At 69.7% G+C, this 14,775-nt stretch carries 14 protein-coding genes; 11 read left to right on the top strand and 3 right to left on the bottom strand.

From position 1 onward, the window contains the following. Positions 1–44 precede the first annotated feature (44 nt). Positions 45–626 (top strand): 5-formyltetrahydrofolate cyclo-ligase, encoded by a 582-nt coding sequence (locus OH768_RS21680; RefSeq protein ID WP_406456003.1) that lies wholly within the window; start codon positions 45–47, stop codon positions 624–626. 47 nt (positions 627–673) lie between these two features. Here the strand turns inward: OH768_RS21680 and OH768_RS21685 are convergent, their stop codons facing one another. Further along, the gene (locus OH768_RS21685) at positions 674–3,424 is read right to left on the bottom strand and encodes a penicillin acylase family protein (RefSeq protein ID WP_406456005.1); all 2,751 of its coding nucleotides are present in this window, start codon (positions 3,422–3,424) and stop codon (positions 674–676) included. Between the two features lie 194 nt (positions 3,425–3,618). Between OH768_RS21685 and OH768_RS21690 the strand changes: the two genes are divergently transcribed. The 6 genes from OH768_RS21690 (at position 3,619) to mscL (ending at position 9,463) form a co-directional block, all read left to right on the top strand. Next, positions 3,619–5,199 (top strand): potassium/proton antiporter, encoded by a 1,581-nt coding sequence (locus tag OH768_RS21690; RefSeq protein WP_406456007.1) that lies wholly within the window; start codon positions 3,619–3,621, stop codon positions 5,197–5,199. A gap of 278 nt (positions 5,200–5,477) precedes the next feature. Next, the gene (locus tag OH768_RS21695; protein ID WP_406456009.1) at positions 5,478–6,740 is read left to right on the top strand and encodes an MFS transporter; all 1,263 of its coding nucleotides are present in this window, start codon (positions 5,478–5,480) and stop codon (positions 6,738–6,740) included. Positions 6,741–6,809: 69 nt separating this feature from the next. Continuing rightward, positions 6,810–7,139 carry an FmdB family zinc ribbon protein gene (locus tag OH768_RS21700; protein WP_406456011.1) on the top strand — a complete coding sequence of 110 codons (330 nt, stop codon included), beginning with the start codon at positions 6,810–6,812 and terminating at the stop codon, positions 7,137–7,139. Positions 7,140–7,282: 143 nt separating this feature from the next. Further along, complete coding sequence (locus tag OH768_RS21705) at positions 7,283–8,116, top strand: S-methyl-5'-thioadenosine phosphorylase (RefSeq protein WP_406456013.1); 834 nt, start codon at positions 7,283–7,285, stop codon at positions 8,114–8,116. A 156-nt stretch (positions 8,117–8,272) separates the two neighbouring features. Then, positions 8,273–8,842, top strand: coding sequence for a hypothetical protein (locus OH768_RS21710; protein ID WP_406456015.1), 570 nt, complete (start codon positions 8,273–8,275; stop codon positions 8,840–8,842). Positions 8,843–9,001: 159 nt separating this feature from the next. Beyond that, positions 9,002–9,463 carry a large conductance mechanosensitive channel protein MscL gene (mscL, locus tag OH768_RS21715; protein ID WP_093628491.1) on the top strand — a complete coding sequence of 154 codons (462 nt, stop codon included), beginning with the start codon at positions 9,002–9,004 and terminating at the stop codon, positions 9,461–9,463. Positions 9,464–9,501: 38 nt separating this feature from the next. Here the strand turns inward: mscL and OH768_RS21720 are convergent, their stop codons facing one another. Then, positions 9,502–9,690: a hypothetical protein gene (locus tag OH768_RS21720; protein ID WP_406456017.1), complete on the bottom strand. Its 189-nt coding sequence runs from the start codon at positions 9,688–9,690 to the stop codon at positions 9,502–9,504. Positions 9,691–9,802: 112 nt separating this feature from the next. On the opposite strand from OH768_RS21720, the gene OH768_RS21725 reads away from it, so the two are divergent. From OH768_RS21725 to OH768_RS21740, 4 genes are all read left to right on the top strand, one after another. Beyond that, a complete protein-coding gene (locus OH768_RS21725) occupies positions 9,803–11,005 on the top strand; it encodes a low temperature requirement protein A (RefSeq protein WP_406456019.1) in 1,203 nt (400 codons plus the stop codon). A 128-nt stretch (positions 11,006–11,133) separates the two neighbouring features. Then, positions 11,134–12,162 carry a P1 family peptidase gene (locus OH768_RS21730; protein WP_406456021.1) on the top strand — a complete coding sequence of 343 codons (1,029 nt, stop codon included), beginning with the start codon at positions 11,134–11,136 and terminating at the stop codon, positions 12,160–12,162. Between the two features lie 173 nt (positions 12,163–12,335). Beyond that, positions 12,336–13,562 (top strand): Ig-like domain-containing protein, encoded by a 1,227-nt coding sequence (locus tag OH768_RS21735; RefSeq protein WP_406456023.1) that lies wholly within the window; start codon positions 12,336–12,338, stop codon positions 13,560–13,562. Positions 13,563–13,719: 157 nt separating this feature from the next. Continuing rightward, complete coding sequence (locus tag OH768_RS21740) at positions 13,720–14,469, top strand: DUF6227 family protein (RefSeq protein ID WP_406456025.1); 750 nt, start codon at positions 13,720–13,722, stop codon at positions 14,467–14,469. A gap of 15 nt (positions 14,470–14,484) precedes the next feature. Here OH768_RS21740 and OH768_RS21745 read toward each other — a convergent pair whose 3' ends face one another. Beyond that, entirely contained in the window at positions 14,485–14,739 is a 255-nt protein-coding gene (locus OH768_RS21745; RefSeq protein ID WP_406456027.1) for a hypothetical protein, read from the bottom strand. Positions 14,740–14,775: the final 36 nt, after the last annotated feature.

The following is a 14,775-nucleotide window of genomic DNA, read 5'->3' on the forward strand; positions in this document are numbered from 1 at the left end:
GACCTGTGCGTCACCTAGGACATGAACCCGAGCCTGACAAGCGAATGTTGCGACGAGAGCTCCTCACGGTGAGGAACAGGTTGACGGCCGATGACGTGCGGGAAGCCGCCGCCGCGCTCGCCGGCCGCGCGCTGGAGCTGCCCGAGCTGGCGCACGCGCGCACGGTGGCGGCGTACGTCTCCGTGGGCGGCGAACCGGGAACGCTCGCCCTGCTGGACGCACTCCGCGCGCGGGACGTCGACATCCTGCTCCCCGCACTCCTCCCGGACAACGACCTGGACTGGGGTGCCTACGACGGCGAGGACTCGCTCGCCCGGGTCCAACACGGCGGAAAGATGGCCCTGTTCGAGCCGTCCGGGAAACGGCTCGGCCCGGCCGCCGTGACGGCCGCCGACGTCGTCCTGCTGCCCGGTCTGGCGGTCGACGCGCGCGGGATGCGGCTGGGGCGCGGCGGGGGGTCGTACGACCGGGTGCTGGCGCGACTGGAGCGGGCGGGCGCGCATCCCGCGCTGGTGGTGCTGCTGTACGACTCCGAAGTCGTCGCGCACGTCCCCGCGGAGGCGCACGACCGGCCGGTGCGCGCGGCGGTGACACCGAGCGGCGTGCGCAGGTTCCCCGGGAACTGAAATGGCCCTCCACGCGCGCGTGGAGGGCCATTTCGGATGTCAGCTGCTCACGGTTTCAGCACCAGGGTGTCGCTCGTGCTGTTGTCGACCGACTTGGACGAGAAGGACCACGGCAGCAGTTCGCCGTTGACCCACTTGCCGGTCTGGTCGGTGTAGTGCGCGCTGAAGGCGTGCCCGGAGGCTCCGGTGAGGTTGATCCACTTGGACTTGTCGAAGTTGTCCAGGTTGACCACCATGCGCATCGACGGCACCCAGACCACTCCGTAGCCGCCGGCCGCGTTCCAGCCGGTGGCGTTGACCGTGGCCTCGCCGCCGCTGAGCTTCCAAGGGCCGCGGTTGAGGATGTACTGGACGATGGCGGGGCCCTCGGTGCCCAGGGTCTGGTTCTTCAGGAACAGGCGGTGCAGCCGGCCCCAGCTCCAGGTGTCGATGTCCTTGCCGAGCTTGGCGGTCAGCTCCCAGCGGGCGTCGATCATGGCGCGCTTGAACAGCTGGTTCATGTTGCTCGCGCCCGGACGGGTGCCCGACTTGGGGGTCGTCCACCAGTCGCTGGTGGGGTCGTCCATGAGCTTGCGGACGACCTCGAACCAGCGGTCGCCGCCGTCCGGCTGCGCCTGGTCCGCGTCGCGCTCGCCGCACTCGCGCACCTTCTGGTTGGCCTCGTCGGCGGGACCGGTCGTGTCGACCGGCGAGACGAAGAGGCACTGGCCCTTGACCCGCAGTTCCTTGGGCAGTTTGTTGCCGAAGGCGAGCTTGAGGATGTTGCGCCAGACCGAGTTGAAGTAGGCGGCAGCCGCCGAGTCGGCGTCCTGGGTGTAGTCCCAGCCCTCCAGGAGCTTCTGCGCCTGGCGCACGTCCGGGTCGGGCTCGTCGATCTTCAGCAGCTTGGGCACCAGCAGCTTGGCGATCTCGCTGCTGTCGTCGAGCTGCATCTGCCGCATGTCGTCGGTGGAGATCTTGCCGCCGCCGTCGATCTTCGACTGGATCAGATCGGTGATGCGCTGACTACGGGTGCCGTATCCCCAGTCCGTGGTGAGCGTGTACGGGTACTTGTCCTTGTCGATCACCGCCTGGTTGGCGGTGACGATGTAGCCGCGCTTCGGGTTGTACTCGTACGGCAGGGCGGCCTGCGGGATGTAGCCGGTCCAGTCGTACGTGGAGTCCCAGCCGGGCACCGGCAGCGAGCCGTCGCCCTTGCCGCGCACGGGGATCTTTCCGGGCAGCGTGTAGCCGATGTTGTTCTTGGTGTCGGCGTAGACGAGGTTCTGCGAGGGCACGTCGAACTTCGTGGACGCCGCGCGGAACTCGCTCCAGTCGGACGCCTTGTCGAGGGCGAAGACGGCGTCCATGGTGGTGCCCGGGTCCTCGGCGGTCCAGCGCAGGGCGATCGCGTAGCCGTCGCCTCTGTCTGGGGCCGCGGTGTCGACGGTGGCCTTCTTCCCGACCTTGACGAGTTCGTCGTTGCGGTCGGACAGCAGCGGGCCGTTGTTGGTCTCCCGGACGACGATCTTCTTGGACGCGCCGCCGGCGACCTTGATGGTCTCCGTGCGGCTCGTGAAGGGCCTCGTCGTGCCGTCGTACAGGTAGCCGTCGCCGGAGAGTTTCTCCAGGTAGAGGTCGGTGGTGTCGACCCCGGAGTTGGTCATGCCCCAGGCGATGTCCTGGTTGTGGCCTATGACGACGCCGGGCATGCCCGCGAAGGTGTAGCCGGTGACGTCGTACTGGCACTTGCTGGAGACCGTGCGGCAGTGCAGGCCCATCTGGTACCAGACGGACGGCAGCGACGCCTCCAGGTGCGGGTCGTTGGCCAGGAGGGGCTTGCCGGTGATGGTGTGCTCCCCGCCGACGACCCACGAGTTGGAGCCGATGCCCTGGCCGTTCACGCCGACGGCCGTCGGGAGGTCGTCCAGGACGTTCGAGAGGCCCGCGAGCTGGCTCGTGAGAGCCGAACCCGACGAGGACGACGTGGAGCCCGTCGTGCCGCTCGTGGACGAGCCGGTGGAGCCGTCACCGCCGTCGAACGTCTTGGTGTACTCGTCGTACTCGCCCTGGGTGACGATCGGCTGGTTGCGGCTGTACGGATAATCCGGGTACAGGTCCGCGATCTGCTGGGGGCCGAGGCGGGTGGTCATCAGCGCGCGGTCGATCTCGTCCTGCATGTTGCCGCGCAGGTCCCAGGCCATCGCCTTGAGCCACGAGACGGAGTCGACCGGGGTCCACTTCTCGGGCTTGTAGTCGTTGGTGAAACCGAGGGCCGCGTACTCCAGGGAGATGTCTTTCCCGTCCTTGCCCTGGAGGTAGGCGTTGACCCCCTTGGCGTAGGCCTGGAGGTACTTCTTCGTGGAGGCCGACAGCGTGGTGTCGTACTCCTTCTTGGCGACCCGGTCCCAGCCCAGGGTGCGCAGGAACTCGTCGTCCTTGACCTGGCTCTTGCCGAACATCTCGGACAGCCGCCCGGACGTCATGTGGCGGCGTACGTCCATCTCGTAGAACCGGTCCTGCGCCTGGACGTAGCCCTGTGCCATGAACAGGTCCGCGTCGGAGGACGCGTAGACCTGCGGGATGCCGTAGCTGTCGCGCTTGACGTCGACGGGCCCCGACAGGCCGTCGAGGGTGATCGAGCCCGTGGTCTGCGGGAGGGAGGCCCGGACCGTACTGACGGACCAGTAGGCGCCGTAGGCGATGCCCCCGATGATGGCCATTACCAGGACGAGAACCAATAGACGGGCTTTGCGCCCCTTTTTCCTGCCGGACTTGCCGGGCTTATGACCCGATGAGGCGGTGGTATTGGGGGGCATCGCTGTCCTTGCTGTCCTAACGCGAGCGGCAGGGCGGGCTGTGCTTTTGACTGAGCGCTGGAGCAACCATAGGCGCAGGCTTCCGAGCGACTTGACGCGGAGTCGGGTACCGGCGCGGACGGGCGTTCGATCTTGCCTCGGGAAGCGTCAAGAAAGCGTCAAGAGTTAGGTAAGGTAACGAAGTACTTGGATGCGTGGCGCCGCAGTCTCGCGTCCCCTGTACATGTGCTGCCGCCCCGGACGCGCGTCAGCCGAGGAAGGGAAGCCTTCTGACTGTCCACCACCTCGACCAGCTCCTGCTCGTCTGCTCGCTCGTCCTGCTCGTCGCCGTCGCGGCGGTCCGGATCTCCTCGCGCAGCGGGCTCCCCAGCCTGCTCGTCTACCTGGGGATCGGCATCGCCATGGGCCAGGACGGCATCGGCGACATCCACTTCGACAACGCCGAGCTGACCCAGGTCATCGGATACGCGGCCCTGGTCGTGATCCTGGCCGAGGGCGGCCTCGGCACGAAGTGGGCAGAGGTCAGGCCGGTGCTGTCGTCGGCCGCCACGCTGGCGCTGGCAGGGGTGGCGGTGAGCGTCGGCGTCACGGCCGCGGGCGCGCACTATCTGGTCGGACTGGAGTGGCGGCAGGCGTTCATCGTCGGGGCGGTGGTGTCCTCGACGGACGCGGCGGCGGTCTTCTCCGTGCTGCGCAGAATCCCCCTCCCCGCGCGCGTGACGGGCACTTTGGAGGCCGAGTCCGGCTTCAACGACGCCCCGGTGGTCATCCTGGTCGTCGCCTTCTCCACGGCGGGCCCGGTCGAGCACTGGTACGCGCTGGTGGGCGAGATAGCCCTGGAACTGGCCATCGGCGCGGCCATCGGCCTCGCGGTGGGCTGGCTCGGCTCCTGGGGGCTGCGGCACGTGGCGCTGCCCGCCTCCGGCCTCTACCCGATCGCCGTGCTGGCGATCGCGGTCACCGCGTACGCCGCGGGCGCCCTGGCGCACGGCAGCGGCTTCCTGGCGGTCTATCTCGCCGCGATGATGCTCGGCAACGCCAAGCTGCCCCACTGGCCCGCGACGCGCGGTTTCGCCGACGGGCTCGGCTGGATCGCCCAGATCGGCATGTTCGTCCTGCTCGGCCTGTTGGTCACCCCGCACGAGCTGGGGGACGACGTCTGGCCGGCGCTGATCATCGGCCTGGTGCTGACGATGGTGGCCCGGCCGCTCAGTGTCGTGCTCAGCCTCACGCCGTTCCGGGTGCCCTGGCAGGAGCAGACGCTGATGTCCTGGGCCGGGCTGCGCGGCGCCGTGCCCATCATCCTGGCGACCATCCCCATGGTGAACGGCGTCACCGGCAGCCGTCGCGTCTTCAACATCGTCTTCGTCCTGGTCGTCGTCTATACCCTCGTCCAGGGGCCGACGCTGCCCTGGCTGGCGCGCAAGCTGAAGCTGGGCGAGGGGCCGGAGGCCGCCGACCTCGGCATCGAATCGGCGCCCCTGGAGCGGCTGCGCGGGCATCTGCTGTCCGTCGCGATCCCCGCGGAGTCGAAGATGCACGGCGTCGAGGTCAACGAGCTCAGGCTGCCGGCCGGGGCCGCGGTCACCCTTGTCGTACGCGATGGAAAATCGTTTGTTCCGCTGCCCTCGACGGTCCTGCGACGCGGCGACGAACTCCTGGTCGTGGCGACGGATCCGGTCCGGGACGCGGCCGAGCGGCGGCTGCGGGCAGTGGGCCGCGGCGGGAAGCTGGCGGGGTGGCTGGGCACGGACAACGCCACGGCCGGTCATTAAGGGCATGTTTCGTACGGTTCACACGTTCACCAATCGCAGGTGAACGCGCGCGTGGTGCCCGTTTTCACAGGTCCACCGGGCTTCACTCCCTGTACGATGAAGGCACATTCTGATCGAACCAACTCTGCCTGACGCAGTGCTGGCGCGACCGTATGGCGGCCGAATCCCTCCTCCGCAGTGGGCACCGGTATCTACCGCAGTTCCGCGCAAGAGGACAGTGCTCGGCGCCGCCTCGACAAAGAGGTGCCGCGCTACCAGGTGGCAGAAAGGCACGGGCCGTGGCATCCACGGTCACCTCCCGTCCTGGATACGGGCAGCTGCTGCGTACGCGCGGCGCCTGGACGTTCCTGCTTCCCGGCTTCGCGGCGCGTCAGCCGTTCGCGATGCTCACCATCTCCATCGTGCTGCTCGTGCAACACACCACCGGCTCCTACGGCGCTGCGGGCGCCGCCGCGGCCGTCACCGGCGTCTCCATGGCCCTGTTCGCGCCCTACAGCGGACGCCTGGCCGACCGGCACGGGCAGCGGGCCGTACTGATCCCCGGCGTCCTGGTGCACTCCCTGTCGGGCCTGACGTTCACCGCGCTCGCGCTCGGCCACGCTCCCCTGTGGGCGCTGTTCGTGGCCGCCGTGCCGACCGGCGCCTCGGTGCCGCAGATCGGGCCCATGGTGCGCGCCCGCTGGGGCGTGAAGCTCCAGGACTCGCCCCTCATGACGACCGCCGCGGCCTTCGAGTCCGTCACCGACGAACTGACCTTCGTCTTCGGCCCGTTGCTCGCGACCGCGCTGTCCACCACCGTGAACCCGGCGGCCGGCCTGGTCACGGAGGCCGGGCTCACCCTGGTCGGCGGCCTGGTCTTCGCCGCCCAGAACGGAACCCAGCCCACGGTGACCGCCGACGGGCACGCGCGCGTGAAGCACGTTTCCGCGCTGCGCGTCCCCGGAGTGCGCGTACTGATCGCGACCTTCCTGGGCATCGGTTCCGTCTTCGGCGGCATGCAGGTCTCCCTGACCGCCTTCACCGAGTCGATCGGCGAACCCGGCCTGAACGGCGTCCTCTACGGCGCGTTCGCCGCCGGCAACATGCTCTCCGGAGTCGTCTGCGGTGCCGTCGCCTGGAAGATCGCCCCGCAGCGCCGCCTCCTGGTCGGCTACGTGGCCCTCGCGCTGACCGCGTCCGCCCTGTGGACCGCCCACTCGGTGCTGCTCCTGGCCGCCCTCGGTCTTCTGGTCGGCATGTGTATCGCGCCCGCCCTGATCACCGGCTACACCCTGGTCGAGGGGCTCGTCCCGGCCGGCGCCCGCACCGAGGCCTTCACCTGGCTGACCGGCGCGGTCGCCCTCGGCCAGGCCGCCGCCGTCACCGTCGCCGGACAACTGGAGGACCGCCTGTGGGGCGGCGCCGGTTTCCTGGTGCCGATGGCCGGCACGGTGCTCGCCCTGGGGACCCTGATCGCGCTCCGGTCCCGCCTCACGACCCGGCCCCACAGCCGCACCGTGGCACGTGGCGTCGGTCACCGCGTGCCGGTGGCAGTGGACTGATCCCCGGGAATAGGTCAGTATGGACGCTCGTTAGCACTCATTGAGTGAGAGTGCCAGGAGGAAGACACAGTGCCGACCTACCAGTACCAGTGCACCGAGTGCGGCGAGGGCCTTGAAGCGGTCCAGAAGTTCACCGACGACGCGCTGACCGAGTGCCCCAATTGCGGTGGCCGCCTGAAGAAGGTGTTCTCCGCGGTCGGCATTGTCTTCAAGGGCTCCGGCTTCTACCGGAACGACAGCCGCGGCTCCTCGTCGAGCAGCTCGCCGGCCACCTCGAAGCCGTCGACGTCCTCGGACGCCAAGCCGTCCACCCCGTCGACCTCTTCCCCGTCCTCGGACTCCAAGTCGAAGTCGTCGAGCTCGGGCTCCTCCACCGGCAGCAGCAGCTCCGCCGCGTAGACCGCCCAGGCCGCGCAGGACTTCTCGACCGCGGGACCCTGTCGTCGTACGACGACAGGGTCTTCGGTGTTTTCCGAGCCGGTTTCCACGGCGGTTCCCGGGCCGGATTCTGCGCCTTTTCGGCGGCGGCTAGTGTGCTGCTCATGGCGAACGCAGAGATCGGCGTAATCGGCGGCTCCGGCTTCTACTCGTTCCTGGACGACGTGACCGAGATCCAGGTGGACACGCCCTACGGGCCGCCCAGTGACTCCCTCTTCCTCGGCGAGATCGCCGGCCGGCGGGTCGCGTTCCTGCCCCGGCACGGACGCGGCCACCATCTGCCGCCCCACCGCATCAACTACCAGGCAAACCTCTGGGCGTTGCGCTCCGTTGGCGTGCGCCAGGTCCTCGGTCCGTGCGCGGTGGGCGGGCTGCGCCCCGAGTACGGGCCGGGCACGCTGCTGGTGCCGGACCAGCTGGTGGACCGTACGAAGTCCCGGGCGGCGACGTACTTCGACGGACTGCCGCTGCCCGGCGGCACGGTGCCGAACGTGGTGCACGTGTCCCTGGCCGACCCCTACTGCCCGACCGGCCGGGCGGCGGCGCTGAAGTCCGCGCGCGGTCGGGACTGGGAAGCGGTCGACGGCGGCACGCTCGTGGTGGTCGAGGGGCCGCGCTTTTCGACCCGCGCCGAATCCCTCTGGCACCAGGCCCAGGGCTGGTCCGTGGTCGGCATGACCGGCCACCCCGAGGCCACGCTCGCCCGTGAACTGGAGCTCTGCTACTCCTCGTTGACCCTGGTCACCGACCTCGACGCGGGCGCCGAGACCGGTGAGGGCGTCTCCCACGACGAGGTATTGCGGGTGTTCGAGGCCAACGTGGACCGGCTGCGGGGCGTGCTGTTCGACACGGTGGCCGCGCTGCCGGAGAACGGGGCACGGGACTGCCTGTGCGCGAACGCGCTGGGCGGGATGGATCCGGGGTTCGAGCTGCCGTAGCCGGGCGGAGTCCGAGGACTCGGGAGGTGCGGAACTTCCCGTTCGGGTGAGGGAGTTGTCCACAACCGGCCGGTGGCACACGGGCTCCGACGGCCCGCGACGAATTCCCGCATCGTGGGACCGCAAACCGATCCCTCGTCGCAGGTGGTGGTCCGCATGTCCCTGTCCTCTCCCGGTTCCCCTCCCATCTCCCCTTCCTTTCCGCGCCCGTTGGGCACCGACGCTCCGGCCACGTGCGAGGTGCCGCACTTCGCGCCGGTGCGGGTGCGCGGCGGGTGGTACCAACTGCGCCGGCTGCTACGGCACCGGAGGCGGGCCGTGGCCGCCGGACTCGCGGTGACGGCGGTCGCGCTCATCGCGGCGGGCCCGCGTGATATGGCGGAGGCGCGGCACGGCGAACGGCCCCACGGGCATCCGGTGGCCGATCCGGTACGGCAGCAGCGCCGGGCGGTCGAGTGGGTGTCGGCGGCGGTGCGGATCGCCGACGCCGGCACCGTCCGGCTGCTGCGGTCCGGCGACCGGGTCGATGTGATCGCGGCACAGGACACGGCGGCGGGCGGTGACGCCGAGGTGGTCGCGCGCGGGGCGCGGGTGACGAATGTGCCCGAGCCGCTCGACGAGGCAGCCGGCAGCGGTGCGTTGGTGGTGCTCTCGGTGCCGCGCGCCACGGCGGCACGGCTGGCCGGTGCGAGTGCCACGGCCCGGCTGGCGGTGACGATGTGTTGAGCCGTGCTCTCCGTATCGTGAGCCGCGCCTTCCGGCGCATGTGCGAATTCGTGTCAAGTCTCTCGTTCGAGCTACCGAATTGGACACGGCGGCCACGCCTTGACGTAGGTTGCGGAGCTGTTCGTTCCACACCGTGCGCGTGCGAGAAGAGGCTCCGAGTTGAGCGAGAAGAAGAAGGAACCGGGCGTCTGGCAGGGGTTCAAGACCTTCCTGATGCGCGGGAACGTCGTCGATCTGGCAGTCGCGGTGGTCATCGGCGCCGCCTTCACGAACATCGTCAACTCGGTGGTGAAGGGGCTCATCAACCCGCTCGTCGGCGCGATCGGCACGCAGAACCTCGACAGCTACAGCTCGTGCCTGAGCGACAGTTGCTCGGGCGACAAGGGCATCCAGCTGATGTGGGGCTCGGTCCTGGGCGCCACCCTCAGCTTCGTGATCACCGCGGCGGTGGTCTACTTCCTGATGGTCCTGCCGATGTCGAAGTACCTGGCCCGGGTGGAGGCCCAGCGCAAGGCCAAGGAGGGCACCCACGAGGTCATCGAGATCACCGAGCTGGAGGTCCTCAAGGAGATCCGCGACGCGCTCGTCGCCCAGCGCGGCAACGGACACCGGGAGCCATAGCAGACGGCTCGGATGTGCCGACAGCTGAAGCCGACGGCTCAGATGTGGTGGGGCGGCTTCTCGTCGAGGAAACGCTTGAGGTCGGCGGCACCGCCCTCACCTTCGGCCCGCTCGCCCCACCCGCGATCAGTGTCGTCCGAGGAGGGCCGGCTCAACGGGTCGTCGAAGACCAGCGCGGGCTTCGGCTCGATCGGATCGCGCGGCTCGGGGGCGGGGGCGGTACTCATACCTCCAGGGTACGGCCGAAGGGGCGCCTGACGGCGCCGCGGGCCGACCGGTCGGTCTCGGTCGACCCGGCCGCCTCTGAAATCCCCGCCGTTATCTGCTGTGCTTGTCCGCATGACGTCCGAGATTCCGAGACCCCTGCGCCCGCTCACCGCCCGCGGCCGGGACGAACCGCACCGGGTCGCCTCGCCGCTGGAGCTCTTCTTCGACCTGTGCTTCGTCGTGGCCATCGCGCAGGCGGGCGTCCAGCTGGCGCACGCCGTGGCCGAGGGGCACGCGGGGCAGGGCGTCCTCAGCTACGCGATGCAGTTCTTCGCGATCTGGTGGGCCTGGATGAACTTCTCCTGGTTCGCCTCGGCGTACGACAACGACGACGTGCTCTACCGGGTCATGACCCTGGTGCAGATCTCCGGCGTCCTGGTCCTCGCGGCCGGGGTCTCACGGGCCTTCGAACACCACGACTACCTGGTCGTCTGGCTCGGCTACGTGATCATGCGGCTGGCGATGGCCACGCAATGGCTGCGGGCGGCACGGGCCGCCACCGGGCCGGAGCGGACGATGGCATTGCGGTACGCGGGCGGCGTGCTGCTCTGCATGGTCGGCTGGACGGGCCTGGTAGTCCTGCCGGAACCGGCCCGGGGCTGGGTGTTCCTCGTGATGGTGATCGCCGAGCTGTCCGTACCGCGCTACGCGGAGAAAGACTTCCCTACGCCGTGGCATCCGCACCACATCTCGGAACGGTACGGGCTGTTCACGATCATCGTGCTCGGCGAGACGATCGCGGCGGCCACGGTGGCCGTGAAGTCGGGGGTGGACGAGCACGACGCGCTGGGCGAGCTGCTGCCCATCGCGGCGGGTGGGCTGCTGATCGTGTTCGCCGCCTGGTGGATCTACTTCGTGGTGCCGATCCACGGCCATCTCCGGTCCAACCGGCAGGCGTTCCTGTGGGGTTACGGCCACTATCTGATCTTCGCCTCGGCGGCCACGATCGGCGCCGGCCTGGAGGTGGCGGTCACGGAGGCCATCGGCAAGGCGCACATCTCCACACTGGCCGCGTCCGCCGCGGTGACCGTGCCGACGGCGCTGTATCTGCTCAGCGTGTGGGCGCTGCACGCCCGTCACTACAAGGTGGGTGCCGCCCAGCAACTGGTGCTTCCCGTGGCCGCGTTGCTGGTCGTCTGCTGCACCTTCCTGGGCTCCTGGGCGGTGCTCGCGGCGGGCCTGGTCTCGGCGCTGACGGTGGCGGTCGGCACGACCCTGACCACACTCACGGCCGGCGCGGAAAGCAGGGCCGAGGCGACGGCGCCGGTGGGCTGACCGACACCCAGAACCGGCCGAGCACCAGCGGAACAACCTCCGACGCCCAGCCGACCAGCACCCCAACAACCACCCCCACCGCGCCGCCGGTCCCCGAATCCGCCGCGCGCTGCGTGAGACTGAGCTCCATGACAGTTGACGCATTGACGGACGTGGCCGGCGTGCGGGTTGGCCATGCGACGCGGTCGGGGGACGGTTGGCTCACCGGTACGACCGTGGTGCTCGCGCCGGAGGGCGGGGCGGTGGCCGCAGTGGACGTGCGCGGTGGCGGGCCCGGCACCAAGGAAACCGACGCGCTCGATCCGCGCAACGTGGTGCAGCGGGTGGAGGCGATCGTGCTGACCGGCGGCAGCGCGTACGGACTCGACGCCGCGTCCGGGGTGATGGCCTGGCTGGAGGAGCAGGGCCGCGGGGTGCGGGTGGGCGCGGAACCGACGCATGTCGTGCCGGTGGTGCCCGCGGCCTGTGTCTTCGACCTGGGACGTGGTGGCGACTTCAGGGCCAGGCCGGACGCGGCCACCGGGCGGGCCGCGGTGGAGGCCGCCGCGATCAGCGGGCCGGGAGTGCGGGTGCGCGAGGGGTGCGTGGGCGCCGGTACGGGCGCCGCGGTCGGACCGATGAAGGGCGGCGTCGGGACCGCGAGCATCGTGCTGGAGTCGGGGATCACAGTGGCCGCGCTGGTGGTGGCCAACGCGGCGGGGTCGGTGACGGATCCCGAAACGGGCGTCCTGTACGGGGAGTTGTTCCAGGGGCGCGTGACGTATCCGGAAGCGCACGTCCACGAGGCCGCGCGCCGGCGCCTCGCCGAGACCGCCGCGAAGCACACGCCTCCTCCGCTGAACACCACGCTCGCGGTGGTCGCCACCGACGCGGACCTGTCCAAGGCGCAGGCGCAGAAGCTGGCCGGCACGGCGCACGACGGCATCGCGCGTGCCGTACGGCCGGTGCATCTGCTGCACGACGGGGACACGGTGTTCGCGCTGGCCACCGGGGCCCGCCCGCTCGACGCCGAAAACCCCCTCGCCCTCAATGACATCCTCGCGGCCGGAGCGGACGTGGTGACCCGGGCGATCGTGCGCGCGGTGCGTGCCGCAGAGTCGGTGGACGGGCCGGGCGGGGCGTGGCCGTCGTACGAGGAGCTGTACGGGAGGCGATAGGCGCCCTGTGGCGGTGGGCATCCCGTGTTTCCGGGGATCCGTCCCGGTGTTTGTCGCGGTTCTGTCACCGGATGGCGTTCGTGGGGAACGGCGGGAACCCGTGCGGGGGCGGGGGCCCTCTTTGTCCACGCATCGCAGCGGATCACGCACATCACACGAACCTGGAGCAGCCCGTGACAACGCCGGACATAGCAGCGCGGCGCGTACTGGGGGCCATCGCCGCCCTGGTGGTCGGCACCCTCACCCTCAGCGCGTGCGGCGGCAACGCCAGCGCGGATTCCGACACCAACAGCAAGGGTGGCGGCGGGACGTCCACCAAGACGTCCACCGCGAAGATCGTCATCTCGGCGAAGGACGGTTCGACGAACGCGTCCATCAACGCGACCGGCGTGCAGGTCAGCGACGGCAGGCTGACCGACGTGAAGATGACGGTGGCCGGGTCGGGGCAGGCCGTGGAGGGCGTGGTCTCCGCGAACGGCGCGAGCTGGAAGCCGAAGGAGCAGTTGGAGCGCGGCACGAAGTACCAGATCTCGGCGACCGCGAAGGATGCGGGCGGCAAGACCTCCGCGGCCAACTCCATCTTCACCACGGTCAGTTCGAGCAACAGCTTCATAGGGACGTACACGCCGGACAACGGGACGACGGTCGGTGTGGGGATGCCGGTGTCGTTCACCTTCGACAAGGTGATCGGCGACAAGAAGGCCGTGCAGTCGCACATCACGGTCACGTCCAGCAGCGGGCAGCAGGTCGTGGGGCACTGGTTCGGGGCGCAGCGGCTCGACTTCCGGCCGCAGGAGTACTGGAAGGCCGGTTCCAAGGTCACGATGAAGATCGACCTGGACGGCGTGGAGGGCGCGAACGGCGTCTACGGCGTGCAGAAGAAGACCGTGACCTTCACCGTCGGCCGCTCGCAGGTCTCCACGGTCGACGTGAACACGCAGACCATGACGGTGGTACGGGACGGCCAGACCCTCAAGTCGCTGCCGATCTCCTCGGGCAGCCCGGAACACACCACGTACAACGGGCAGATGGTGATCTCCGAGAAGTTCACGCAGACGCGGATGAACAGCCGGACGGTCGGGCTGGGCGGGGAGTACGACATCCCGGACGTGCCGCACGCGATGCGGCTGACCTCGTCGGGGACGTTCATCCACGGCAACTACTGGTACAACAAGGCCAATCCGCCCTTCGGTCAGACCGGCACCAGTCACGGCTGCGTGGGCCTCCCGGACGTGCAGGGCGCGCAGGGCGCGACGAACGCCAAGTGGTTCTACGACAACTCGCTGATCGGGGACGTCGTGATCGTGAAGAACTCCCCCGACAAGACGGTCGCCCCGGACAACGGGCTCAACGGCTGGAACCTGGCGTGGAGCGAGTGGACCGCCGGAAGTGCCGCCTGACCGGCAGGTTTTGACGGATCTTCGGGCCGCGCGGGAACATCTCGCGCGGCCCGCGCGTTTTCCGGGCATACGTTTTCTCGGTTCACAGGAATGATGTCGGACCGAGGGGCTACGGTATGCACCCACAAGGTGACATGCAGCAACGCCGGGAGAAGCCTTGAGCGTTCCGTACGACACGGCAGCGTACGAACCACCCGAGTCGCACGAGTCTCCGGAGGAGCACCTCGCGCGACTGCTCGGCCGTGCCCTGAACTCCTTCGAGCTGCCGGACGAGACGATACGGCTGATCCTGGACTGCGCGCTGGCGTACGACAGTTCGCTGCACTCGGCGCACCACAGCGCGGGCCTGCACCGGGAGACGTACCGGCACACGTGGCTGCTCACCGACGGTTCGGCGCTGACCCTGTGGGAGCTCGTCCACAACACCGTGCTGGGCCGTGAGGCGCAGCACGAGGTGTACGTCGACGAGGAGGATCTGCGGACGGCGACCGCGCGGCTGCCGATGCCGCCGGACACGACGGACTTCGAACTCCCGGTGCTGGTGCACCTGTCACCGATCCCCGAGCCCCGGCACTCGTATCGGGCGGACAACTCGGCGGACCACGCGCGCCGTCTATTGCGCCGCGCGGAGAACGCGGACCAGCCGGACGAGGAGACGGCGGCGCTGCTGGCGACGGCGTTCGCGCACCAGATCATCCAGGCCTTCGGCCGCCCGTACCGAGCGGGTCGCGCGGCGGTGTGCTTCTCGCTCTACGAGCACGCGTTCCTGCTGCCCGACGGCGCGGAGATCTCCCTGTGGGAGGTCGAGCACACGGCCACGCCCGACGGCCGTCACATGTGCGAGGTGTACATCAGCGAGGACGCGGCCCGGGACGCGATGGAGCGGCGGGCGGCGCAGGTCTCGTAAGACCCCGGGTCCGGCTCAGCGCCCGTCGCCGAGCTGTCGTACGAGACCCGCGAAGGCGTCGCGCTCGGCCGGGGTCAGTTCGACGGACTCCAGGTGGGGGGCCGTGTCGCGCTGGTTCGGGAGGCCGTAGAGCGGGTGGGCCGCGTGCCAGACGGTGGGTTCGGCGAGGGCGCGGCGCAGGATGCGCGTCAGGCCGAGCACCCAGGCGACGGTCGCCAGGGCGAGAACGGCCACACCGGTCAGCTGGAGGATCGAGACGTGCTCAGGCATGCGTTCCAGTAGACACCACGGTCCGGGACCGTGGTC

It is taken from the genome of Streptomyces sp. NBC_01622, from assembly GCF_045209635.1.
Lineage (GTDB): Bacteria > Actinomycetota > Actinomycetes > Streptomycetales > Streptomycetaceae > Streptomyces.

Bases quoted from the DNA above. Each gene is read 5' to 3' on its own strand.
- OH768_RS21680 (WP_406456003.1), top strand. From the start codon at position 45: ATGTTGCGACGAGAGCTCCTCACGGTGAGGAACAGGTTGACGGCCGAT.
- OH768_RS21685 (WP_406456005.1), bottom strand. From the start codon at position 3,424: ATGCCCCCCAATACCACCGCCTCATCGGGTCATAAGCCCGGCAAGTCC.
- OH768_RS21705 (WP_406456013.1), top strand. From the start codon at position 7,283: ATGGCGAACGCAGAGATCGGCGTAATCGGCGGCTCCGGCTTCTACTCG.
- OH768_RS21710 (WP_406456015.1), top strand. From the start codon at position 8,273: ATGTCCCTGTCCTCTCCCGGTTCCCCTCCCATCTCCCCTTCCTTTCCG.
- OH768_RS21720 (WP_406456017.1), bottom strand. From the start codon at position 9,690: ATGAGTACCGCCCCCGCCCCCGAGCCGCGCGATCCGATCGAGCCGAAG.
- OH768_RS21725 (WP_406456019.1), top strand. From the start codon at position 9,803: ATGACGTCCGAGATTCCGAGACCCCTGCGCCCGCTCACCGCCCGCGGC.
- OH768_RS21730 (WP_406456021.1), top strand. From the start codon at position 11,134: ATGACAGTTGACGCATTGACGGACGTGGCCGGCGTGCGGGTTGGCCAT.
- OH768_RS21745 (WP_406456027.1), bottom strand. From the start codon at position 14,739: ATGCCTGAGCACGTCTCGATCCTCCAGCTGACCGGTGTGGCCGTTCTC.